The sequence below is a fragment of the Mycobacterium sp. 155 genome (assembly GCF_000373905.1).
Classification (GTDB): domain Bacteria; phylum Actinomycetota; class Actinomycetes; order Mycobacteriales; family Mycobacteriaceae; genus Mycobacterium.
In genome coordinates, this window is sequence record NZ_KB892705.1 from 691,226 (window position 1) to 711,099 (window position 19,874).

20 protein-coding genes are annotated in these 19,874 nt (G+C 66.7%); 11 read left to right on the forward strand and 9 right to left on the reverse strand.

Annotation, left to right across the window (positions count from 1 at the left end; genetic code table 11):
• The first annotated feature begins 35 nt into the window (after positions 1–35).
• Genes B133_RS0103145 through holA form a run of 3 tightly spaced genes read left to right on the forward strand, consistent with a single transcriptional unit; the run spans position 36 to position 3,358 of the window.
• Entirely contained in the window at positions 36–842 is an 807-nt protein-coding gene (locus B133_RS0103145) for a ComEA family DNA-binding protein (protein ID WP_018599260.1), read from the forward strand.
• Positions 842–2,356, forward strand: a complete 1,515-nt coding sequence (locus B133_RS0103150; RefSeq protein WP_018599261.1) for a ComEC/Rec2 family competence protein — start codon at positions 842–844, stop codon at positions 2,354–2,356. Before B133_RS0103145 ends, B133_RS0103150 begins: the two co-directional genes overlap by 1 nt.
• 39 nt (positions 2,357–2,395) lie before the next feature.
• The gene (holA, locus tag B133_RS0103155; protein WP_026255911.1) at positions 2,396–3,358 is read left to right on the forward strand and encodes a DNA polymerase III subunit delta; all 963 of its coding nucleotides are present in this window, start codon (positions 2,396–2,398) and stop codon (positions 3,356–3,358) included.
• A gap of 19 nt (positions 3,359–3,377) precedes the next feature.
• Here holA and rpsT read toward each other — a convergent pair whose 3' ends face one another.
• Both rpsT and B133_RS0103165 read right to left on the reverse strand, forming a co-directional pair.
• Positions 3,378–3,638 (reverse strand): 30S ribosomal protein S20, encoded by a 261-nt coding sequence (gene rpsT / locus B133_RS0103160; protein ID WP_018599263.1) that lies wholly within the window; start codon positions 3,636–3,638, stop codon positions 3,378–3,380.
• A 183-nt stretch (positions 3,639–3,821) separates the two neighbouring features.
• Positions 3,822–4,340, reverse strand: a complete 519-nt coding sequence (locus tag B133_RS0103165; RefSeq protein ID WP_018599264.1) for a MarR family winged helix-turn-helix transcriptional regulator — start codon at positions 4,338–4,340, stop codon at positions 3,822–3,824.
• A gap of 144 nt (positions 4,341–4,484) precedes the next feature.
• Here B133_RS0103165 and B133_RS22300 point away from each other — a divergent pair, with 144 nt between their 5' ends.
• A complete protein-coding gene (locus tag B133_RS22300) occupies positions 4,485–4,922 on the forward strand; it encodes a hypothetical protein (protein ID WP_018599265.1) in 438 nt (145 codons plus the stop codon).
• Here B133_RS22300 and B133_RS0103175 read toward each other — a convergent pair.
• Complete coding sequence (locus tag B133_RS0103175; protein WP_018599266.1) at positions 4,889–5,746, reverse strand: ribonuclease Z; 858 nt, start codon at positions 5,744–5,746, stop codon at positions 4,889–4,891. The two genes, B133_RS22300 and B133_RS0103175, sit on opposite strands and share 34 nt — an antisense overlap.
• Positions 5,747–5,847: 101 nt before the next feature.
• Between B133_RS0103175 and B133_RS0103180 the strand changes: the two genes are divergently transcribed.
• A complete protein-coding gene (locus B133_RS0103180; protein WP_018599267.1) occupies positions 5,848–6,279 on the forward strand; it encodes a CBS domain-containing protein in 432 nt (143 codons plus the stop codon).
• Positions 6,280–6,976: 697 nt separating this feature from the next.
• Here the strand turns inward: B133_RS0103180 and B133_RS0103190 are convergent.
• The gene (locus B133_RS0103190) at positions 6,977–7,429 is read right to left on the reverse strand and encodes an STAS domain-containing protein (RefSeq protein ID WP_018599269.1); all 453 of its coding nucleotides are present in this window, start codon (positions 7,427–7,429) and stop codon (positions 6,977–6,979) included.
• A 226-nt stretch (positions 7,430–7,655) separates the two neighbouring features.
• Here B133_RS0103190 and B133_RS0103195 point away from each other — a divergent pair, with 226 nt between their 5' ends.
• On the forward strand, positions 7,656–8,264 hold the full coding sequence (locus B133_RS0103195; protein WP_026255912.1) for a GNAT family N-acetyltransferase: 609 nt from the start codon (positions 7,656–7,658) through the stop codon (positions 8,262–8,264).
• Between the two features lie 8 nt (positions 8,265–8,272).
• Here the strand turns inward: B133_RS0103195 and B133_RS0103200 are convergent, their stop codons facing one another.
• Positions 8,273–8,887 (reverse strand): type II toxin-antitoxin system PemK/MazF family toxin, encoded by a 615-nt coding sequence (locus tag B133_RS0103200; protein ID WP_018599271.1) that lies wholly within the window; start codon positions 8,885–8,887, stop codon positions 8,273–8,275.
• Positions 8,888–8,926: 39 nt separating this feature from the next.
• Between B133_RS0103200 and lepA the strand changes: the two genes are divergently transcribed.
• Entirely contained in the window at positions 8,927–10,879 is a 1,953-nt protein-coding gene (lepA, locus tag B133_RS0103205; protein ID WP_198290974.1) for a translation elongation factor 4, read from the forward strand.
• A 63-nt stretch (positions 10,880–10,942) separates the two neighbouring features.
• Complete coding sequence (locus tag B133_RS0103210) at positions 10,943–11,710, forward strand: sensor domain-containing protein (RefSeq protein WP_026255913.1); 768 nt, start codon at positions 10,943–10,945, stop codon at positions 11,708–11,710.
• Positions 11,711–11,846: 136 nt separating this feature from the next.
• On the opposite strand, the gene B133_RS0103215 is transcribed toward B133_RS0103210, so the two are convergent.
• Positions 11,847–12,764, reverse strand: coding sequence for a zinc-binding dehydrogenase (locus B133_RS0103215; protein WP_018599274.1), 918 nt, complete (start codon positions 12,762–12,764; stop codon positions 11,847–11,849).
• A gap of 66 nt (positions 12,765–12,830) precedes the next feature.
• Between B133_RS0103215 and B133_RS0103220 the strand changes: the two genes are divergently transcribed.
• Entirely contained in the window at positions 12,831–13,376 is a 546-nt protein-coding gene (locus tag B133_RS0103220; protein ID WP_026255914.1) for a class I SAM-dependent methyltransferase, read from the forward strand.
• Positions 13,377–13,485: 109 nt separating this feature from the next.
• On the opposite strand, the gene B133_RS0103225 is transcribed toward B133_RS0103220, so the two are convergent.
• Positions 13,486–15,303, reverse strand: a complete 1,818-nt coding sequence (locus B133_RS0103225) for a family 2A encapsulin nanocompartment cargo protein cysteine desulfurase (protein WP_018599276.1) — start codon at positions 15,301–15,303, stop codon at positions 13,486–13,488.
• Complete coding sequence (locus B133_RS0103230; RefSeq protein ID WP_018599277.1) at positions 15,290–16,213, reverse strand: family 2A encapsulin nanocompartment shell protein; 924 nt, start codon at positions 16,211–16,213, stop codon at positions 15,290–15,292. Before B133_RS0103230 ends, B133_RS0103225 begins: the two co-directional genes overlap by 14 nt.
• A 309-nt stretch (positions 16,214–16,522) precedes the next feature.
• Here B133_RS0103230 and B133_RS0103235 point away from each other — a divergent pair, with 309 nt between their 5' ends.
• Positions 16,523–17,770, forward strand: coding sequence for a thioester domain-containing protein (locus tag B133_RS0103235; protein ID WP_232423245.1), 1,248 nt, complete (start codon positions 16,523–16,525; stop codon positions 17,768–17,770).
• Positions 17,771–17,786: 16 nt separating this feature from the next.
• Here B133_RS0103235 and B133_RS0103240 read toward each other — a convergent pair whose 3' ends face one another.
• Positions 17,787–18,728 carry a LysR family transcriptional regulator gene (locus tag B133_RS0103240; RefSeq protein ID WP_018599279.1) on the reverse strand — a complete coding sequence of 314 codons (942 nt, stop codon included), beginning with the start codon at positions 18,726–18,728 and terminating at the stop codon, positions 17,787–17,789.
• Between the two features lie 72 nt (positions 18,729–18,800).
• Between B133_RS0103240 and B133_RS0103245 the strand changes: the two genes are divergently transcribed.
• Positions 18,801–19,835, forward strand: a complete 1,035-nt coding sequence (locus tag B133_RS0103245) for a YeiH family protein (protein ID WP_018599280.1) — start codon at positions 18,801–18,803, stop codon at positions 19,833–19,835.
• Positions 19,836–19,874: the final 39 nt, after the last annotated feature.

The window sequence follows — 19,874 nt, forward strand, 5'->3', positions numbered from 1 at the left end:
GCCGGCGCGTCTGTGCGGGTACCTACCGTCGTGGCATGTCCACCGAACTGCCCGAGCAGCGGTTGCGCCGTCGGCTGGCGCCCGCCGACACGGTCCCCGATGATCTTGAGTCCGAACGTGAGCCTGGTGCTCCGCCGGACAGTGCGCTGACGCGCTGGCTGCCCGATACCGCATCCGACGGCCCATCGGGCTGGCTCGCGGCCGCGCGCGCCGACCCGGGACGGGCCGGGGTGGTGGCACTGGCCGTCGTCGGCGTGCTGGCCGTCCTGGTCACGGTGTTCACCCTGATCCGCGACAAGCCGCCGCCGGTGACAGCCGCCAATCTTCCTCCGGTGCAGATGGTTTCGTCGGCAAGTGCCACACCGAGCGCCACCGCCGGGCCCGTGGTGGTCAGCGTCGTGGGCTTGGTTCACAAACCCGGCCTGGCCACTCTGGATGCCGGAGCCCGCATCGCCGATGCACTCGCCGCAGCCGGCGGCCCGCTGGACGGAGCCGATCTCATCGGGCTGAACATGGCACGGCGCGTCACCGACGGCGAACAGATCGTCGTCGGAATCGCTGCGCCGCCGGGAAAACCGGCCACCATGGGCAGTTCGGTGACGGGCGGGAGCACTACGACATCGTCCGGGCCGGCGGCGCCAGGGGCGCCGGGACCAGTGGATCTCAACACCGCGACTGTGGAGCAACTCGACGCGTTGCCCGGGGTCGGTCCGGTGACCGCGGCCGCGATCGTGGCCTGGCGCGACACCCATGGCCGGTTCGGCAGCGTGGATCAGCTCGGCGAGGTCGACGGAATCGGCCAGGCGCGCCTGGAGAAACTGCGGCCGTTGGTCCGGGTGTGATGGCAGGCGAGCCCGAGGCCGAAATCGACCGGTTGGATCTACGACTGGTGCCCGCGGCCTTGACAGCATGGGTCGTGACGGCCACGGGAATCGTGTGGGGTATCGAGGGTTCGGCGCTCGCGGTTGTGGCCGCTGTCGGGTTGATCGCAGGGCTGGCCCGGTTCAGCGGGCTCCGGTTCGGCGTTGCCGCGGTCCTGGCGGTGGCGGCCGCCGGTGCGGGGTTCTCCGTGGCTATCGGCTTGCGCGTGCACCAACAGCAACACCACCCGATCACGGTTCGCTACGGCGGCGGCGCCACGGTGGTTGTCACTCCGACCGAGACGCCGCGGACCATCACGGGCGGCCGACTGATGTTCCGCGGTTCCCTGAGCGAACTGGACGGCAGCGCGGTGGCGGGACGGGTCCTGGTGTTCGCACCGGCCGGCGGCTACACCGAGATGACCGCCGGACGTCCCGCGCGATTCCGGGCCGCGGTCGGCCGACCCACTCGTCGCGATCTCACAGTGGCTGTTCTCACGGCGAGTGGGCAGCCGTCGCTCGGGCAGGCCACGGTGCTACAGCGGGCGGCCCAGCGGATCCGCGCTGGGTTCGCCGAGTCGGCGCGGGCCGCCTTGCCGGCGGACCAGGCGGCTATGTTGCCGGCGCTGGCGCTGGGGGACACCTCGACTGTCGACGGGCAGACCACCGCCCGGTTCCGTACGGCCGGATTGACCCATCTGACCGCGGTGTCCGGCGCCAACGTCACCATCGTCTGCGGTGCACTGCTGCTGACCGCGGGACTTGTCGGGCCGCGGGTCGCGGTCGGTTTCGCGGCGCTCGGGCTGATCGGGTTCGTCATCGTCGTGCAGCCGTCGGCCAGCGTGCTGCGCGCCGCAGTAATGGGCGCGGTGACCCTTTTCGCGGTGCTGATCCATCGTCGACGGCGGGCCATCCCCGCCCTGGCGGCCAGCGTCATCGTGCTTATGGTCGCCGCGCCCGAACTTGCCGTCGATGCCGGGTTCGCCCTATCGGTCGCGGCGACGGCCGGCATCGTCGTGCTCGCGCCGGTGTGGACACGCCGGCTCGTGGCTCGTGGTTGGCCCCGACCGTTGGCGGCGGCCGTCAGCGTCGCCGCGGTCGCTCAGCTGGTCACCGCGCCACTGGTGGCCGGGATGTCAGGCACCTTCAGCGTGGTCGCGGTGGCCGCGAATCTTGCGGTCGCCGCGGTGATTCCTCCCATCACGGTGCTGGGAACCTCGGCCGCGGTGATCGCCACGGTGTGGCCCGCGGCGGCGCAACTGCTGATCCGGTTCACTGGTCCCGAGCTGTGGTGGTTGTTGTCGGTGGCGAACTGGGCGTCGGCGGTACCGGGCGCAGCGGTACCGACGCCGTCAGGGTGGGCCGGCGTGGCGCTGGTGACTGTCGGCGCAGTGGCCCTTGTGAGCGCCTGGCGGTGGCGGTGGATACGTCGGATCACGGCTGGGCTGGCCGTGTGTCTGTCGGCCTGGATGCTCGCGGATGTACTCCAAACCTGAATGTCGGCATTGTCGTGCCGGCGTGACACCATCATCGGCGTGAGTCAACAGGCCGAAGGGCTACACCTGGTGCTGGGTGATGAGGAACTGCTGGTCGAGCGGGCTGTCGCGACCGTGTTGCATGCCGTCCGCGCGGAGGCGGGAGCCGATGACGTGCCGGTGGACCGGATGCGCGCCGGTGAGGTGAGCACGAGCGAACTGGCCGAGTTGCTCAGTCCATCCCTGTTCGCCGAACAGCGCCTGGTGGTGCTCGATTCCGCTGCCGAGGCCGGCAAGGACGCAGTCTCGCTCATTGCCGGAGTGGCTGCCGATTTACCACCGGGCACCTCACTGGTGGTCATTCACTCCGGTGGCGGCCGGGCCAAGGCATTGGCCGATCAGTTGAAAAAGCTTGGCGCGCAAGTATATCCATGCGCACGGATCGCCAAGCCAGCTGAGCGAGCCGATTTCGTGCGGCGCGAGTTCCGGGCATTGCGGGCCAAGGTGTCCGACGACACCGTCAACGCGGTGCTCGACGCTGTCGGGTCGAACATCCGCGAGTTGGCAGCGGTGTGCTCACAGCTGGTGGCCGACACCGACGGGCAGGTCGACGCAGCCGCGGTCCGTCGGTATCACAGCGGTAAGGCCGAGGTGAAGGGCTTCGACATCGCCGACAAGGCCGTCGTCGGCGACGTGTCCGGCGCCGCGGAAGCGCTCCGTTGGGCGATGCTGGCCGGTGAGCCGCAGGTGGTGTTGGCTGATGCGCTGGCCGAGGCAGTGCACACCATTGCACGGGTGGGTCCGCTCTCGGGAGACCCGTACAAACTGGCCGGTGAGCTCGGTATGCCGCCGTGGCGGATACAGAAGGCGCAGAAGCAGGCGCGGCGATGGTCGCGGGATTCCGTCGCCGAGGCGATGCGAGTGGTAGCCACGCTCAATGCAGACGTAAAGGGCGCAGCGGCGGATGCCGACTACGCCCTTGAGGCGGCGGTGCGCCGAGTGGCGCAGCTCGCCGCCGGGTAGAAGCTTGGAAAGTGCGAGCTCAGAGCTTGTTCAGAGCCAGGGCCAGTGCCGACTTCTTGTTCGCGGCCTGGTTGGCGTGGATCACGCCCTTGCTGGCAGCCTTGTCGAGCTTGCGGCTGGTCGACGCCAGCAACTCAGAGGCCTTGTCCTTGTCACCGGCCTCGATGGCCTCGCGGAAGCCGCGGACGGCCGTGCGCAGCGACGACTTCACCGACTGGTTGCGCAGCCGCCGGCGCTCGTTGGTGAGGATGCGCTTTTCCTGCGACTTGATGTTGGCCACGTAGCAGTTCCTTCGTAATTCTCTAGCTGGGGTTACCTAAGTCTGGTGCGGTGCCCGCACAGCGGGCAGCGACTGCTCAGGGTACCAGCGCGGTACCCCAACTCCCAAAGCGGCGGCCGCCGAGCCCCGACCTGTTGTCACTCTTTTACCACGTCAACCTGCTCTTTGTCCTGCCGAAACGGGCTACGTCGTTGGAAGGTGAAGCCTGGCCGGCTGTGCCCCACGCTGCGCACCCGCGCGGCCCAGGTTGCGGAAGCCCGGGTGCACGTGCGGTGTCAGCTCATGTTGGTCGGCGAGCGTCTGCAACAGTGAACGTAGGTTCTCTCGTTGTGCTGCATCGAGACCCATGGTCATCCGCTCATCGTGTCGGTGTGCCAGCTCCCCGATGCGACGCAGTGTCTTCTTGCCCGCGGTGCTCAGGAACAGCGCATGGAGCCTGCGGTCGTCGGGGTTGCGGCGTCGCTCGACGTAGCCTCGGTCCTCCAGATCGTCGACGTAGTTCACCACCCGGCTCGGTAACAGGCTCAGCTGGGTGCTCAGGGACTGCTGGCTGAGTCCGGGCTGCGACCCGATGGCGCGCAGGATGCCGGCGTGCGGCGGGGTGAGTTCGAGCGTCGCCATCTGCTCGGCGAACAGCGTCGCCGCCCGGTGTCCGAGTTGTGCCAGCAGAAACGCCACGGTGTCTGACGTGCCAGTCTCCACGTTGGAAACGTATCACTGCCAAATGGTTCACATCTGAAAACATTCAGGTGATTGCGATCGAATGCAGGACGGGAATATCGTTCATATTGTGAACGATTCAATAGCTGATCGAATGCGTTCCATGCGGGACGGCAGGCAAGTGCAGTGGGCACGTTTGCGGCATCGGTGCCGCTCGCGGTCTACGTCGCGACCGTGAGCACCCGCGTGCGGCAACTCGGCGTCACGGCGCCCGGTGCGACGATCGCGCTGACCGGTGGGATTCTCGCGGTTGGGTCACTCGCGTTGGCCGGCCTGATCTGCTGGACCATGTCGAGGCCCGAGGTGGTCGTCGACGACGGTCTGATCCGCGCGCTGTACTACCTGGTGCTCCTCACCGGCGGGGTCGGGCACATGGTGGCATTGGGCCTGCTGCTCGCCGAACTCGCGACGCTGGTACTCATCTGGCCCGAAGCGGCGGTGGTGTTGCCGATCGCCCGGTTCACCGGATTCATCTGGCTTATCGTGGTCGGCGCATTTCTGCCGAAGCGCCGGATCGATCGGCGGCGCTATCAGCTGCGCGACCGGGCACACACTCCCGGATGAACTTCAACGCGGTGTAGGTCGTTGCCCAGCTCGATCTGCCGGTCGAATTCCGTTGCGGCCCTGGCGCGCCACTCGTCTTCCTGGCCCGCGGCAATGGCCGGTACGTAGTGGGTGAGGATGAGAATGCCGACCCCGGCACGCGCGGCGGTGGCCGCGGCCTCCTCGACGGAGGAGTGGTAGTCGCAGATGTCTCGGATGCGCTGCATGGGTAGCTTCTCCACCAGGTCCTTGCGGATCACGGTGTGCACCAAGGCGCCCGCACCGTCGGCCAGTGCGTCGAGGCTCGCGCACGGTACCGTGTCACCGGCGATCACGACCGAGGCGCCGTGGTGTTCGAACCGGAACCCGATGGTCGGCGTCACGGGCCGGTGGTCGGTGGGGCCCACCAGGATTCGCACGCCGTCGCGACCCCACACCACCCCCTCGGTGTATTCGTGCACCTCCACCGGAGGCGGTGTGGTCAGATCGGCGTGATGAGCGATGCGGTATCCGATGTCGGGCCCGAACGCCTCGAGCGTCGCCTTGACCACCCGTGCCGTGCCGGGTGGTCCGATGATCTGCAGCGGGGTCTGCTCGGTGAAGGTGGTCACCCACCGGGTGATGATGACGTCGCCCAAGTCGGCGATGTGATCGCTGTGCAGGTGGGTGAGCAGCAGCGCGCTCAATGTACTGGCTCCGGAACCGGCTGCGGCCAACCGTTGTTGCACGCCGCGACCGCAGTCGACCAGAAACGTCTGGCCACCGGCGCGGATCAGGGTGGCTGGCCCCGCCCGGTCCGGGTCGGGGATGGGGCTGCCGGTGCCGAGCAGGGTGACCTCGATCATGCGCCCAGATATACACGTTCGTGTGTCTTGAACGAGCCTCTTTCGCACGGACCGTTGCGGACCTAGCCTGGTGTGAGGTGGATCACGATCGGAGGCGGGCGATGCGGATCGCGGACGTGCTGCGCAACAAGGGTGCCGCCGTGGCGACGATATCTCCGGAAGCCACGGTTTCCCAGCTGCTGGCCGGGCTGCACGAGATGAACATCGGAGCGATGGTGGTGATGGGGTCCGAGGGGCTGGCAGGCATCGTCTCCGAACGGGACGTGGTGCGTAAGTTGCATGAACTGGGCAGCAGCCTGTTGGCCCAGCCGGTGTCGGAGATCATGACGACGGTTGTGGCCACCTGCACCCCGCGCGACACGGTCGATCATCTCAGCGTTGTGATGACCGAGAACCGGGTGCGTCACGTGCCCGTGCTCGACGCCGGCCGGCTGGCCGGAATCGTCAGCATCGGCGACGTGGTGAAGACGCGCATGGAGGAACTCGAGGCTGAGCAGCAACAACTGCAGGCCTACATCACGCAGGAGCGCTGACGTCGTTTCGGCGAAGGCGCCTCGACAGGCCGCGGCCGGCTGGCTTGTCGGGCGCCGTCCCAGCAGCTTGTGGCGCAGGTTATTACGTGAGTTCGATGTCGCTGTCGTCCAAACAGTTTGGAGCCGAACGCATTCGATCAGGGTGCGGTGGTGGGGACTACCGCGCCCCAGCGCCGACTTGATCAGCGACAGCGCAACCCCGAGCGGCTATGTGACCCCGCGGCGGTCGAGAAGTCGGTCGACGAACAACATCCATCGAATCATCGCGGCATAATCAGACTCGGCCCGCGCTTTCTTAACCTGCTGATAGGCACTGAAGATCTGGCTATCGAGCATGGAAACCAAATTAATCATTTGCGTGGCCTTCCGATCAACGTGACCGCAAGGACGGCGCAAACTGCGGACAGCTCTCCGCATGGACAGCGATCCCAGTCATGATCGATAGCTCCTCACGCCATCCTCGCCAAACACCTTCGTATTCCCCGAATCACCGCTGTTTAATCTCACTGTCAACAGCGACAGAGGGTTGGTTTTCACGTCCTCGATGGCGGTCTTTTGAACGTCGCTGATCATGTTCACCGCGGTCGCGGTCGCCCAGCGTCGCCCGACGTTTTGATCGGTTATTCGACGTAATGTGCTCTTATTCACTGTGATTCGGGATCGAGCAGGGGGCGAGCCTCCCCGGTCGTCACGCTTCTCAGCCACCCGCCAACAACTTGGCTTCCACGGTCGTAATCGACCGAAGCCGCCACTCTGTCTTCGGGATTTCCGAGAGCCGCAGCAACGCCTCGTCCAACGACTCCACGACCGGCAACCGGTAGCCGGAAGCGACCGGCAAGAGTAGCTTCACGGCATCGCTCGCCACCAATACCCAGTCTCGCCCGGCCTGACGGCACTCCGTTGCAAAACGAAGTACCGCCTTGAAACCGGCGAAATTGAGGAAGTTGACGGCGCTGAAATCGAGGACCAACGGGCGACCAACGTGCACGAACCTGGTCAAGTAGCGGCTGACACCACGGGCGCTGCGAGCGTCGATCTCACCGCCGACTTCAATAACCAACGCCGGAGGGCGCGGGTAACTGCACAGCCGCACACCGAGCGCAGCAGGAGCAGTTGAGATGCCGGTGAGTTTAGGACCGGTGTAGGTCATAGCAACCCCTAGTGATCGGTGGGCATCGTCGCGTGCTGGGTTTTGGTGTTCACCCAAACAACCGACGAAGATGACTTAGATATACCCGTTCACCACGCCGTCTACTCCTTGCTGTCCCATCAGGTGACCCACGAAATCGGCTATCGGCCCCGCTATTTCGGCTACCCCCCAGGCCCAGGAGTTTCGCCAGTCGGTGTCGGCTGATCGAATGTGCGATCGTGGTCAGGTGGCCGCCGTCGATGTCCGCCCCGTGCATAAGCCCGACGTCGGGCAGCTCGCTGCCGTGCTGGCGGATGCCTTCTTCGACGATCCGGTGATGAAGTGGATGTTGCCCGACGACGCGCGTCGTCGGCGCGGGTTGGCGCCGATGTTCGCGGCGATGACGCGCCACCACTTCCTGGCGAACGGTGGTAGTGAGGTGGCGAGCCGAGAGGGGCAAATCGGGGCTGCAGCGCTGTGGGATCCGCCGGGGCGGTGGCGGCATACGCGGCTGCAGCAGCTGTTGATGATGCCGGCGTTTTTCCAAGCGTTTGGGCGGAGCGGCACTCGTGGTCAGCAGATCGAGGCGCTGATGAGGGAGCACCATCCCGAGGAACCGCATTGGTACCTCGCGATGATCGGTAGTGACCCCGCGGTCCGCGGCGGCGGTTTCGGCCATGCGTTGATGCAGTCGCGGCTGGACTTCGTCGACGCCGAGCATGCGCCCGCCTATCTGGAATCGAGTAATCCGGACAACGTTCCGTACTACCTGCGGTTCGGGTTCGAGGTGACCGGGGAGATCCGGTTGCCGGACGGCGGCCCATCGCTGACGCCGATGTGGCGACAGCCCCGGTAGAGCTTGGGTCAGCTCCAGGAGTACTCGGCGCGCAAGCGGGCGGCGACCGCCTCGAACCGGTCACGGTCCAGGATGGCGCCCTCGCGACGGATACCTTCTTCGGGCACGTCGAGCACGCGATCCAGCCGCACCCAACTGGCCCGGCCGTCGTAATCCCAGCTGCCCGTTCCGATGGCGATCCACTGGGGATCGTTGCGGCGGTGCTCCTGGCTGGACAGCATCAGCCCGAGCAGCGTCCGCTGATCGCGGCCCACAACCAGGACCGGGCGGTCTTTGCCCTTGGTCGGGTCGTCTTCGTAGACCACCCAGGTCCAGACGATCTCACCTGGGTCGGCGCGGCCGTCGAGATCGGGGGCGTAGACGAGCCGCCGGGCCCGGTGCGCGGTCGGAACGCTGTGTTGCGAGATCGGCCGACCGGCGGTGATGGCCGGGGTGCGTTCGACCTGGCCGCCCGCGAGCACCTCGAGACCCAGCTTGATGCCTTGCTGAATTCCCTGCTGGACGGTGCGTGGCACGGTCTCGGGATTCTGTAACTGCTGGATGAGTTTCGGCGCCTCCTTGAACACGAGGTTTTCCGCAAAGCGTTGGAACGCCTTCCACTGCGACGCCATGGTTTCGAGCATAGGGCAGGACTCGTAGGGCAGGAGCGCAGCGACCGCGCGATGAAACAGCGCCGCGATTGTGTCGCGGGGGTGGGTGCTCGATACCCTGGATGGGCACACCACGTGCTCGACACCCACGCTCACCAGGAGATTCCCATCAGCAGTTTCGCCGACAAGACGTTCACTGCGCCGGCGCAGATTCGGAACTTCTGCATCATCGCCCATATCGACCACGGCAAGTCCACGCTGGCCGACCGGATGCTGCAGCTCACCGGTGTCGTCGACGACCGATCGATGCGTGCGCAGTACCTCGACCGGATGGATATCGAGCGCGAACGAGGCATCACCATCAAGGCCCAGAACGTGCGGCTGCCCTGGCAGTTCACCGGAGACGACGGGGCCGAAGACAACTACGTCCTGCATCTGATCGATACGCCGGGCCACGTCGACTTCACCTACGAGGTATCCCGCGCCTTGGAGGCGTGCGAGGGTGCGGTGTTGCTGGTCGATGCGGCGCAGGGCATCGAGGCGCAGACGTTGGCCAATCTGTATTTGGCCCTGGACCGGGACCTGACGGTCATCCCGGTGCTCAACAAGATCGACCTGCCCGCCGCGGACCCGGAGCGTTACGCCGGTGAGCTGGCACACATCATCGGCTGCGAGCCGTCCGACGTGCTGAGGGTGTCCGGCAAGACTGGCGAGGGTGTGGCCGAACTGCTCGACGAGGTGGTACGCCAGGTGCCTGCCCCGACCGGTGACGCCGACGCTCCCACCCGCGCGATGATCTTCGACTCGGTCTACGACATCTACCGCGGCGTGGTCACCTATGTCCGCGTCGTCGACGGCCGGATCACGCCGCGCGAGAAGATCGCGATGATGTCCACCGGCGCCACCCACGAACTGCTCGAGGTCGGCATCGTCTCACCGGAACCGAAGCCCAGCGCGGGCCTCGGGGTGGGGGAGGTCGGCTATCTCATCACCGGCGTGAAGGACGTCCGTCAGTCCAAGGTCGGTGACACAGTGACGACGGCCCGGGGCGGTGCCAAGGAGGCGCTGACCGGATACCGCGAACCCAAGCCGATGGTCTATTCGGGCCTGTACCCGGTCGACGGCTCGGACTATCCCGATCTACGCGACGCGCTGGACAAACTGCAGCTCAACGATGCCGCCCTGACCTACGAGCCGGAGACCTCGGTGGCGCTCGGCTTCGGGTTCCGCTGCGGGTTCCTGGGCCTGCTGCACATGGAGATCACCCGCGAGCGCCTGGAACGCGAGTTCGACCTCGACCTGATCTCCACATCGCCCAACGTCGTCTACCGCGTCGTGAAAGACGACGGCAGCGAGATCGTGGTGACCAACCCGTCGGACTGGCCCGAAGGCAAGGTCCGCGAGGTCTACGAGCCGGTGGTCAAGACGACGGTGATTGCGCCCAGCGAGTTCATCGGCACCATCATGGAGCTGTGCCAGTCGCGCCGCGGTGAACTCGGCGGCATGGACTACCTCTCACCCGAACGCGTCGAGCTGCGCTACACGATGCCTTTGGGCGAGATCATTTTCGACTTCTTCGACTCGCTGAAGTCGCGCACTCGTGGTTACGCCAGCCTGGACTACGAGGAGGCCGGTGAGCAGCAAGCCGATCTGGTCAAGGTCGACATCCTGCTGCAGGGCGAGGCGGTCGACGCGTTCAGTGCCATCGTGCACAAGGATTCGGCGGCGGCCTACGGCAACAAGATGACCACCAAGCTCAAGGAGCTCATCCCGCGCCAGCAGTTCGAGGTTCCGGTGCAAGCCGCGATTGGTTCGAGAATCATTGCTCGCGAGAACATTCGGGCCATCCGCAAGGACGTGCTCTCCAAGTGCTACGGCGGTGACATCACCCGTAAGCGCAAACTGCTCGAGAAGCAGAAAGAGGGCAAGAAGCGCATGAAGACGATTGGGCGCGTGGAGGTTCCGCAGGAAGCATTTGTCGCTGCGCTCTCGACGGACGCGGCGGGGGACAAGCCCAAAAAGTAGCTCGCCGCGCTTGCTCCGCTGCCGTAGTAGGCTCTGGGGGATTGCTGTCGGCGGGAGTAGGCGATGAGAACGGTTGGCGCGCTTGGGTTGCTGGTGTCCGCCGTCATGCTGACGTCGGGGTGCACCAAGATCGTCGACGGGAATGTCGCGGCTGCCGACGGTCTGGCACCTCGTCCGCTGAGCGGTCAATCCGTCGAGAAGGCCCTGCCCGACATCGGGCAAGTGGAGAAGATTGTCGGTGAATCCCTCACAGAGGACACGTATGTGCCGTCGATCTCGGGTGGGCTCGACGACCTGCCCGACGGTTTGGCTACCGAACAGGATGCGACACCGCACGAATGTGTCGGCGTGTCGAGTCCTATGCAACGCAGCACCTACGAATCCGCTGATGTCACCGGGGCCGCCAGCACGCAGTGGAAGGGCGACGAATCCGATGGCGCGGTGCTTGCCGTCGACGTCGGTGTGGTCGCCCTCGGCAGCGTGGCCGACGCCAACGCCCTGTTCGCCGAGTTCGCCAAGCAGTGGAAGGACTGTCAGGGCCAGACAGTGACGCTTGTGCGGGAATCGGTTCGCGGTGGCTTCTACACCGACGCGATCACCGACGTGCGGTCGACCGGTTCGGTGGTTGCCGCCACCGTCGAATTCGGCCACACCACCGACAAGTCGACCAGCCCGGTGGCCCGTGCCGTCGGCGTGAAGGCCAACTGCCTGGTCGAGGCCGAGATCGCGTACTACAGCGACGCGGTGACATCGGGCAAGCCATCCGATGTCGATACCGTTGCCATCGATATCGCGCGGGCGATGATGGAGCGGGTCGAGGAACTCACCTGAGAAGTCGTGATCCCGCGGCTGCCGAGGTCCCGTTTCTCTCGCGAACAGACACGCAGGCACCCGACACGCCCGTTTTCGCGGACCTGCGTGTCTGTTCGCGCAAGAAACGTGAGTTGGCTTCTGGCTGAGCGCAACCCTAGCGCTGCACCCGTAACACCGCTTTACCGGCGACCTTACGGCCCAGCAGCGCCTGCGCGGCCGCCGAGATGTTGTCCCACGAATCGCGCAGGCCGATCTGTGGGTCGAGCTCGCCGTCGGCTAGCAGCGTCAGTAGGTACTGCAGGTCGGCCTGAAACGGCGCGCGAACAGTGAACGGCTCCAAGCGTTTCCGATTGCCGAGCCGGCGTTCGTGCTCGAAGTCGATGGTGGTGGGCTCGTTGGACGCCATGCCGATGGACTGCACCGAACCACCGTCGTCGACCAGGCTGAACGCTTGAGCGAGCAACGTTCCTCCGACGTTGTCGAGCACTCCGAACACTGGCTCGGTCATCGAGTCCAAGCCGACAACCACCTCGTCGGCACCCAGCTCGGTGAGGCCGTCACCGCGAGCCGGGCTGCCCACAGCAGCGATCACGTGGGCACCCGCCCGCGCTGCCAACTGCACCGCGAAGCGGCCGACACCGCCCGAAGCTCCGGTGATGAGTACCCGCCGGCCCACCACAGGGCCGAGGGCGCGCAGCGCCTGCAGCGCGGTCACCCCGGCCACGGGCAGTGCCGCCGCCTCGTCGAACTCGACGAACTCCGGAAGCTCTGCGAGATTGTCCGTCGTTACGGCTCGGCGTTCGGCCCAACCGGCCTCACCGCTGAACCCGACCACGCGGGTGCCTTGCGGGGGACCTGATCCGTCGGCGGCAGCCCGGGTCACCACACCCGCAGTGTCCCAGCCGGGTACCTCACCCGGTCGGCGCATCTGTTCGATGAAGTGCAGTTCCCCGAAATTCAACGCGATGGCATGCACGTCGATCAGCGCCTGCGAGTCGGCCACCGCCGGCTCGGTCACGTCGTCGAATCGAAGCTTGGCCGGAGCTTGCGGATCGTAAACGATGGCTCGCATGAGAAGGCAAACCTCCGCGGGTGGCGTCACTATTCCCGGCCGGGACCACTTTGTAAGGTATCGCCGGTGAGTGAGCGGGATCGCGTGCGCTGGGACGCCATCCACACGGACCGGTCGTCGGACGATACCGAGCCAGGGCCGCCGAGTGTCTTCGCCTCCTATGTCACCGTGTTCCCGGTGACGGGCACGGCGCTCGACATCGCGTGCGGGCAGGGGACCGCGTCGATCTGGCTGGCGCAACGCGGGTTTGAGGTTCTCGGCGTCGACGTGTCACCCGTGGCCGTCGAGACGGCGCGGGCGCAGGCGCGGCGGTTCGGGGTGGCCGACCGGTGCCGGTTCGGGGTGGCAGACCTCGACGATGGCCTGCCCGCAGGCCCGCCCGCCGACGTCATCCTCTGCCACCGGTTCCGCGACCGGAGGCTGTACCCGTCGCTCATCGACCGGTTGGCTCCCGGTGGTTTACTGGCCATCTGCGTGCTGAGTGAGATCGGCGGTGCACCGCACCCTTTCCGTGCCACACCCGGTGAACTGCATGCAGCGTTCGCCGGACTTGAGGTGATCGCAGCGGGGGAGGGCGACGGCCAAGCCTGGCTGCTGGGGCGCCGCGGTTAGACCGGTGACGGATGTGACAGCTGTGACGACGCGCCAAAGCCCCGATCGCACAGGGAAATCGGGGCTTTCGCCGGGGTACCGCCTGGTTGCGGCGAACTGCTCGCGGGGATTACGGCGAGCCCTCGGCAATGCGGCGGACCGCGTTGATGAACACGTCGATCTCTTCGAAGGTGTTGTAGAAGGCAAACGATGGCCGCACGGTGGCCTCGAGTCCGAGCCGGCGCAGGATCGGCTGCGCGCAGTGATGGCCAGCCCGCACCGCGATGCCTTCAGCGTTGAGTGCCTTGCCGACCTCCAGCGGCTCGTGCCCGGCCAGCACGAAGGACAACACGCTGGCCTTCTCGTCAGCCGTGCCCACCAGGCGCACCCCTGGGATCGCGGCCAGGCGCGGGGTGGCGTACTCCAGCAGTGCATGCTCGTAGGCGGCGATGCGCTCGATGCCGACCCGTTCGACGTAGCGCAGCGCCTCGCCGAGCCCGACTGCGTCGGCAATGGTGCCGGTGCCTGCCTCGAACTTGTTCGGCGGCCCCTGGTACAGCGACCGCTCTAGCGTGACGTCGGCGATCATGTTGCCACCGCCCTGCCACGGCGGGGTTTCAGCCAGTGCGTCCTCGCGTCCGTAGAGCGCTCCGACACCCGTCGGCCCGTAGATCTTGTGCCCGGAGAAGGCAAAGAAATCGGCCCCGGTCTCGGCTACGTCGATAGGGATGTGCGGAATCGACTGCGCGCCGTCGATGAGGACTCGGGCGCCGTAGCGATGGCCGAGTTCGACAATGGTCTTGACCGGGGTCACCGTGCCCAGTGCGTTGGAAACCTGGGTGGCGGCAACCAGTTTCGTCCGTGGACCGAGTAAGTCTTCGAATTCGCTGAGCAGCAGGTTGCCCGCATCGTCGACCGGGGCGACCTTGAGGACTGCGCCGGTCTGCTGCGAAACCAACTGCCACGGAACGATATTCGCGTGATGCTCCAGGTGGGTGATGACGATCTCGTCACCCGGGCCCAGATGCTTACCGCCCCACGCGTACGCGACCAGGTTGATGGCCTCGGTGGTGCCGCGGACGAAGATGATCTCCTCGACCTTCGACGCGCCGATGAACCGTCGCACCGCCTCGCGGGCATCCTCGTAGGCGTCGGTGGCCCGAGCCGCCAACTCGTGCGCCGCACGGTGGATGTTCGAGTTCTCGTGAGTGTAGAAGTAGGTCAGCCGGTCGATCACCGACTGCGGCTTCTGGGTGGTTGCGGCGTTGTCGAACCAGATCAGCGGCTTGCCGTTGACGGTTTCCCGCAGGATCGGGAAGTCCGCCCGGATCGCGTTGACGTCGAAGATCTCATGCTCGTCAGGCATGGCCGGCGTCGGTTCGACGGGTGCCGTCGGGTCCTGCAGGAAGTAGTAGCCCGCCGCATCGTCGGACCGCGCGGGCGAACCCGGCCAACCCAGATCCGGCACCGTCGGGACAGTGCCGGGCCACGTGGGCGCCGAACCACGGGGCGCTACCGGTGTGGTGGGCGCGCCGCCCGCCAGCACACCTGGCACAGTCGGAACCAGACCCCGGGGTACCGCGAAGGACTCCAGGCCGCCGACGGGCGCGACTAGGCCCGGAGCGGAACCCCGGGGAGCGACCGGGACGACTCCTGGAACACCTTGCGGCTCAGGCGATGTCGGGGGAGGTAGATAGACGTCGGGCACCGAGGCGAATGCCGGGGGAGTGCCCGGGTGCGCCAGACCTGCCGCGGTGGTACCTGCCGACGACGCTGCCGTGGCATCGGGGGCCGCCCCGCGCGGCGCCACCTGGGTGGTCGTCGGCGGGCTGTCCGGACCCGGCCGGATGCTGGTGGCGTAGAGCTGCGTGGCCAGCGTGGCCAACTCTGCCGCGCTGATCGGCAGGTCTCCCTCGGCGTCTATCGATTTGTACTCACTTGTACTCATGGAAATGGTCCACTCCGACGTCCTCGAGGACCGCCAGTGCATCGTCGGTGAGCACCGCCAGTGACGAGTACAGCGTGACCAGGTAGGACGCGATCGCCGACCGATTGATCCCGGTGAAGCGCACCGACAGGCCCGGAGCCTGCTCGCCGACCAGTCCCGGTTGGAACAGCCCGACGACACCTTGGCGTTCTTCACCGGTACGCACCAGGATGAACTTGGTCTTCCCGTCTTCGACCGCCACCTTGTCCGACGGCACGATCGGGATGCCGCGCCACGTGATGAACTGGGCGCCGAACAGGCTCACCACTGGTGGCGGCACACCGCGGCGGGTGGCCTCCCGACCGAAGGCGGCCACGCCAAGCGGGTTGGTCAGGAAGAACGCCGGGGTCTTCCACACCTTGGTGATCAGGGAGTCCAGGTCGTCGGGCGTCGGGGTGCCACGCAGGGTTTGGATGGTCTGCTCGGGAGTCACCTGTGACAGCAACCCGTACTCGGGATTGTTGATCAGCTCGTACTCCTGGCGTTCCTTGATGGTCTCGATCGTCAGCCGCAGCTGCTGGGCCACCTGATCGTGGGGGCTGGAGTACAGGTCCGAGACCCGGGTGTGCACGTCGAGCAACGTCGAGATCGAGCGCAGTGTGTACTCGCGGGGGCTGGTCTCGTAATCGACGTAGGTCTCGGGCAGTGGTTCCTCGGTGCCGGTGCCTTCCTCTGCATGGATCGCCACCTGCTCGGGATTGACCACTCGGTTCACCCGGTAAACACCGGCCTCCACCGGCACCCAACTAAGGAGATGCAGCAGGAATCGCGGTGTGATTGTCGATAGCTGCGGAACTGTCTTGGTGGCGTTGGCTAGCTGCCGTGCGGCTAGATCGCCGAGAGCCTGGGATTCGTTCTGTGTCGACGTCATGTGGCCCCTCCGACTGGTCTGAAGTGCGGGTGCGGCGGCAACGATACGGCTTGTCACCGCATCTGACAGGGTTAGCGCGCAAACCGATTCAAACCTGTCACGACGATGTGAACTGGGCATTAAGCCGCGTGTGCCGTATGGTGTGAGCATGGCTCACGACGGATCGCTGCGCTCTGGTATGGCGCGCTGCCTCGTCGTGCATTGTTGTTGTTGTTGATTTTCTGACGCCGGCCCCCGCGTTTCAGGCCCGCCCCTATTCGGCGGTGCGCCGTTTCGCGCTCTTCTCAGCCACCAGAAAGCCAACCCGCAATGCCTGTTCTGCCTGCACTCGCTCCCATCTCGACCCCGGTTGCCGTGCGCCGCCGGGTGCGTGCCCGCGACGTCGAGATCGCCCGGATGACGCGCTACCGCGGTGGCACCTACTCGCCGACGGTCGACACCGTGGTGTTCGCGGACGGGTCCACCGCCCGCACGGACCTGATCAGGCTCAACCCCAACATCGACGCCTACTCGGTGGACTTCACCGGGGTGGCGCCCAGAACTCCGTCACGGTACCGGCCGGCGAGCTGGTCGGCGGTGCCCAGTCTGGCGACGCGGGCCCACGAGGCCGAGGTCGATTGGATCATCCGAAACTCGTTTCCGACTCTGGGCACGGCCGAGTTGAGTCGCCGACTGCGTGCGGCCGGGCAGCGACTCGGTGCGCATCTGGCTGAACACGAGGCGATCGCTGCCACTCAGGCCGCCATCTGGCACTTCACCAACGGCCTGGATCTGGACACCCGGCCGTTGAACGTGCCTGTGGCGCAGTGGCGGGAATCCGGTGCGATCGTGTTCGAGTTTGACGGTGATCCCCAATTGGGTGGATACACCGTCGAATTGGCGGCCGATTCAGCCGTGTCGCTGTTCCTGCAGAAGTCGGCCGACGGGGTCGAGTGGCGCGACGTCGCCGCCTCGGGGCTCAATATCGTTGCCGGGCAAGGCAGTTACCGCAGGGCCCTGGGTGTCGGCAGCACCACGGCGGCGACCCGCCCGGGCCGGCGTCACCAGGGTTACCGCTTCTACCGTCTGCACATCGTCACCGACCCCGCCGCGACCATCGAGATCGGGTCAGTCACGTTCTGGCTCAACGGTTCTGGACGTTACCGGAACGCCGAACGCGTGGTGGCCCTGTACGAGTACCTGCTTGAGGGCGCCGCCGCCGCGCGCCGATCGACCGTGGTGCCCGCTTTGAATTCCGAGCGCGCAGTCTTCGAAGCCGGGGTGCTCGGGCCGTTCCGTCTGGATGCGACCGACGCTGCGGCACTATCTGTCTCGGCTGGAAGCGTCGTCGACGCCGACGGTGTCGCGATTGACGGGCCTATCACCCCCGGCACCGACTTCTACCTGCGTCCGGGCCACGCTGCGGGGCGCATCACCCTGACTGCGAGCGTGCCGGCCGTCACCGACGGATTCGGCGGCAGGGTGATCACCGGTGTCGCCCACGACGACAGCCGGTTCACCCCCGTGGTGCTGGCGGTTCCGACGCCGACCGTCATCGAGTTCGAGATCACCTTCTGATCCACGCCTGCGTGGATCAGCGCCGCCGCGGCCCGGCGGATCGGCCACTGGCCACGGCTAGCAATGTCGACAGCGCTGCACGTGGTTTGGTGGCGGGACGCCACACCGCGCGCAGCAGCCGGTGCAGGTCGATCCCACTGACCTCGACCTCCACCAGCCGTCCATCCCGGAGCTCGGCTGCCACCGCAAGCTCACTGAGCACCGCGGCGTGCGCGCCCGCGGCGACCATCACCTTCACCGCCGCGTTGCTGCCCAGGCTCACCGCCTCGGTGTGCGGGGCCAGTCCGATTCCGGCGAGGGCGTGTTCGACGGTGTCGCGCGTGCCGGCCCCCGGCTCCCGGATGACCAACTCGAGATCGGCCAGTTCGGCCGGCTGCAGTGGTCGCCGGCGACGCGTCAGCGGGTGACCCGGCGCCACCACCAGAGCGAGCCGATCAGATCGCAGCACCCGTACAGCCAGCCCCGCAGGCACGGTCGGGCCCTCCACGAAGCCCAGTTCTGCGTCGTGTCCCAGCACCGCCGAGATCACCGCGGCCGAGTTGCTCACCGTCAGGTGGATTGGCTCGTCGGCGTACTCGCGGGCCCGGGCCAGCCAGGTTGGCATCAGGAACTCGGCGATGGTCTGACTGCAGGCGACCTTCGCGGTGCGGTCGGCATGTAGTGCTGCCGCGCCGGTGAGCAGTGAGTCCATCGCGGTCACCACCGAACGAGCCCACTCGGTCACCGCAGCACCCGCCGCGGTGAGTTCGGCCCCGCGGGTGCGTCGGTCCAGCAACTCCAGTCCGAGTCGGTGCTCGAGATTGCGCAGTCGGGCCGACGCGCTGGGCTGGCTGATGCCTTGGCCCCTGGCAGCGGCTGAGATGGAACCGGTGTTGGCCACCGCGATCAGTAGCCGCAGCGCATCCACCGCCGGTGCGGTAGCCGCCGCCGAGACCACCGCAGAATCGGTACTGTCCATAGACCAAGGCTATGGGTAGATAGCCAATCTGTGGGTACCGGCCGGCCGCGTCGGGCAGCACCGTATACAGACGTGATTCCCAGCCTCACCCAACGCCGCCGGAAAAATACCGCCCTGCCCGGCGCCTGCCTGGCCCTCGCCGTCGCCGTCGCCGCCACCGTCATCGGAAAAGCCCTGCCGGTCTTGGGCGGTCCGGTGGCGGCGGTTCTGATCGGAGTGGTGCTGGCCACCTGGCTGAGGCCCGCAAAACGGTGGCCGAGGGTCTCACACGGCCTGCGGCTCACCGGCGGTCTGGCGCTGCAAACCGCGGTGGTTGTGCTCGGTACCCAGATCTCGCTGTCGCAGGCCTGGCAGGTCGGCGGGTCGGCGCTTCCGGTGATGGCCGCCACGCTGGCCGCGGCCTTCATCTGCGCCTGGTTGTTCGGCCGCTGGTTGGGGATCGACCACGACCTGCGGACCCTGATCGGAGTGGGCACGGCGATCTGCGGCGCGTCGGCGATCGCCGCCGTCACCCCGGTGCTACGGCCGAAGCCCAGCGCCGTGGCGTACGCGCTGAGCACCATCTTCCTGTTCAACATCGCAGCCGTGTTGACCTTCCCGATGGTCGGACACCTGCTGGGACTCGGACAGCAAGCCTTCGGCGTGTTCGCCGGTACCGCGGTCAACGACACCTCGTCGGTGGTCGCCGCCGCCACGGTCTACGGCGCTTCGGCCGCGCATACCGCCGTGGTGGTCAAACTGACCCGCTCGCTGGTGATCATTCCGGTGGTCATCGTGATCGGTGCGCTGGTTGCCCGGCGCGACGGTGACTCCTCAGGACACCGTCCCAAGGTGCGGCAGCTGGTGCCATGGTTCCTCATCGGCTTCGTGGCCCTGGCCGCGGTGAACTCCATCTGGCCGCTGCCGGCGGCGATCCGCGTTCCGGGTGCCGAGGTGGCCGGTCTGCTGATCACCTGGGCACTGGCCGCGATCGGGCTGTCGACTGACCTGGGTGCGCTGCGGCGTACTGGACCCAAGCCGTTGCTGCTGGGTGGGACGCTGTGGCTCGTCGTCGCCGCGACCAGCCTTGCGGTCCAGGCGCTCACCACCCCAAGCCTTCTCTCGTGACGCAAGGCGTGCTTAGAAAAGGCAGCTCTTGGGGGGTAC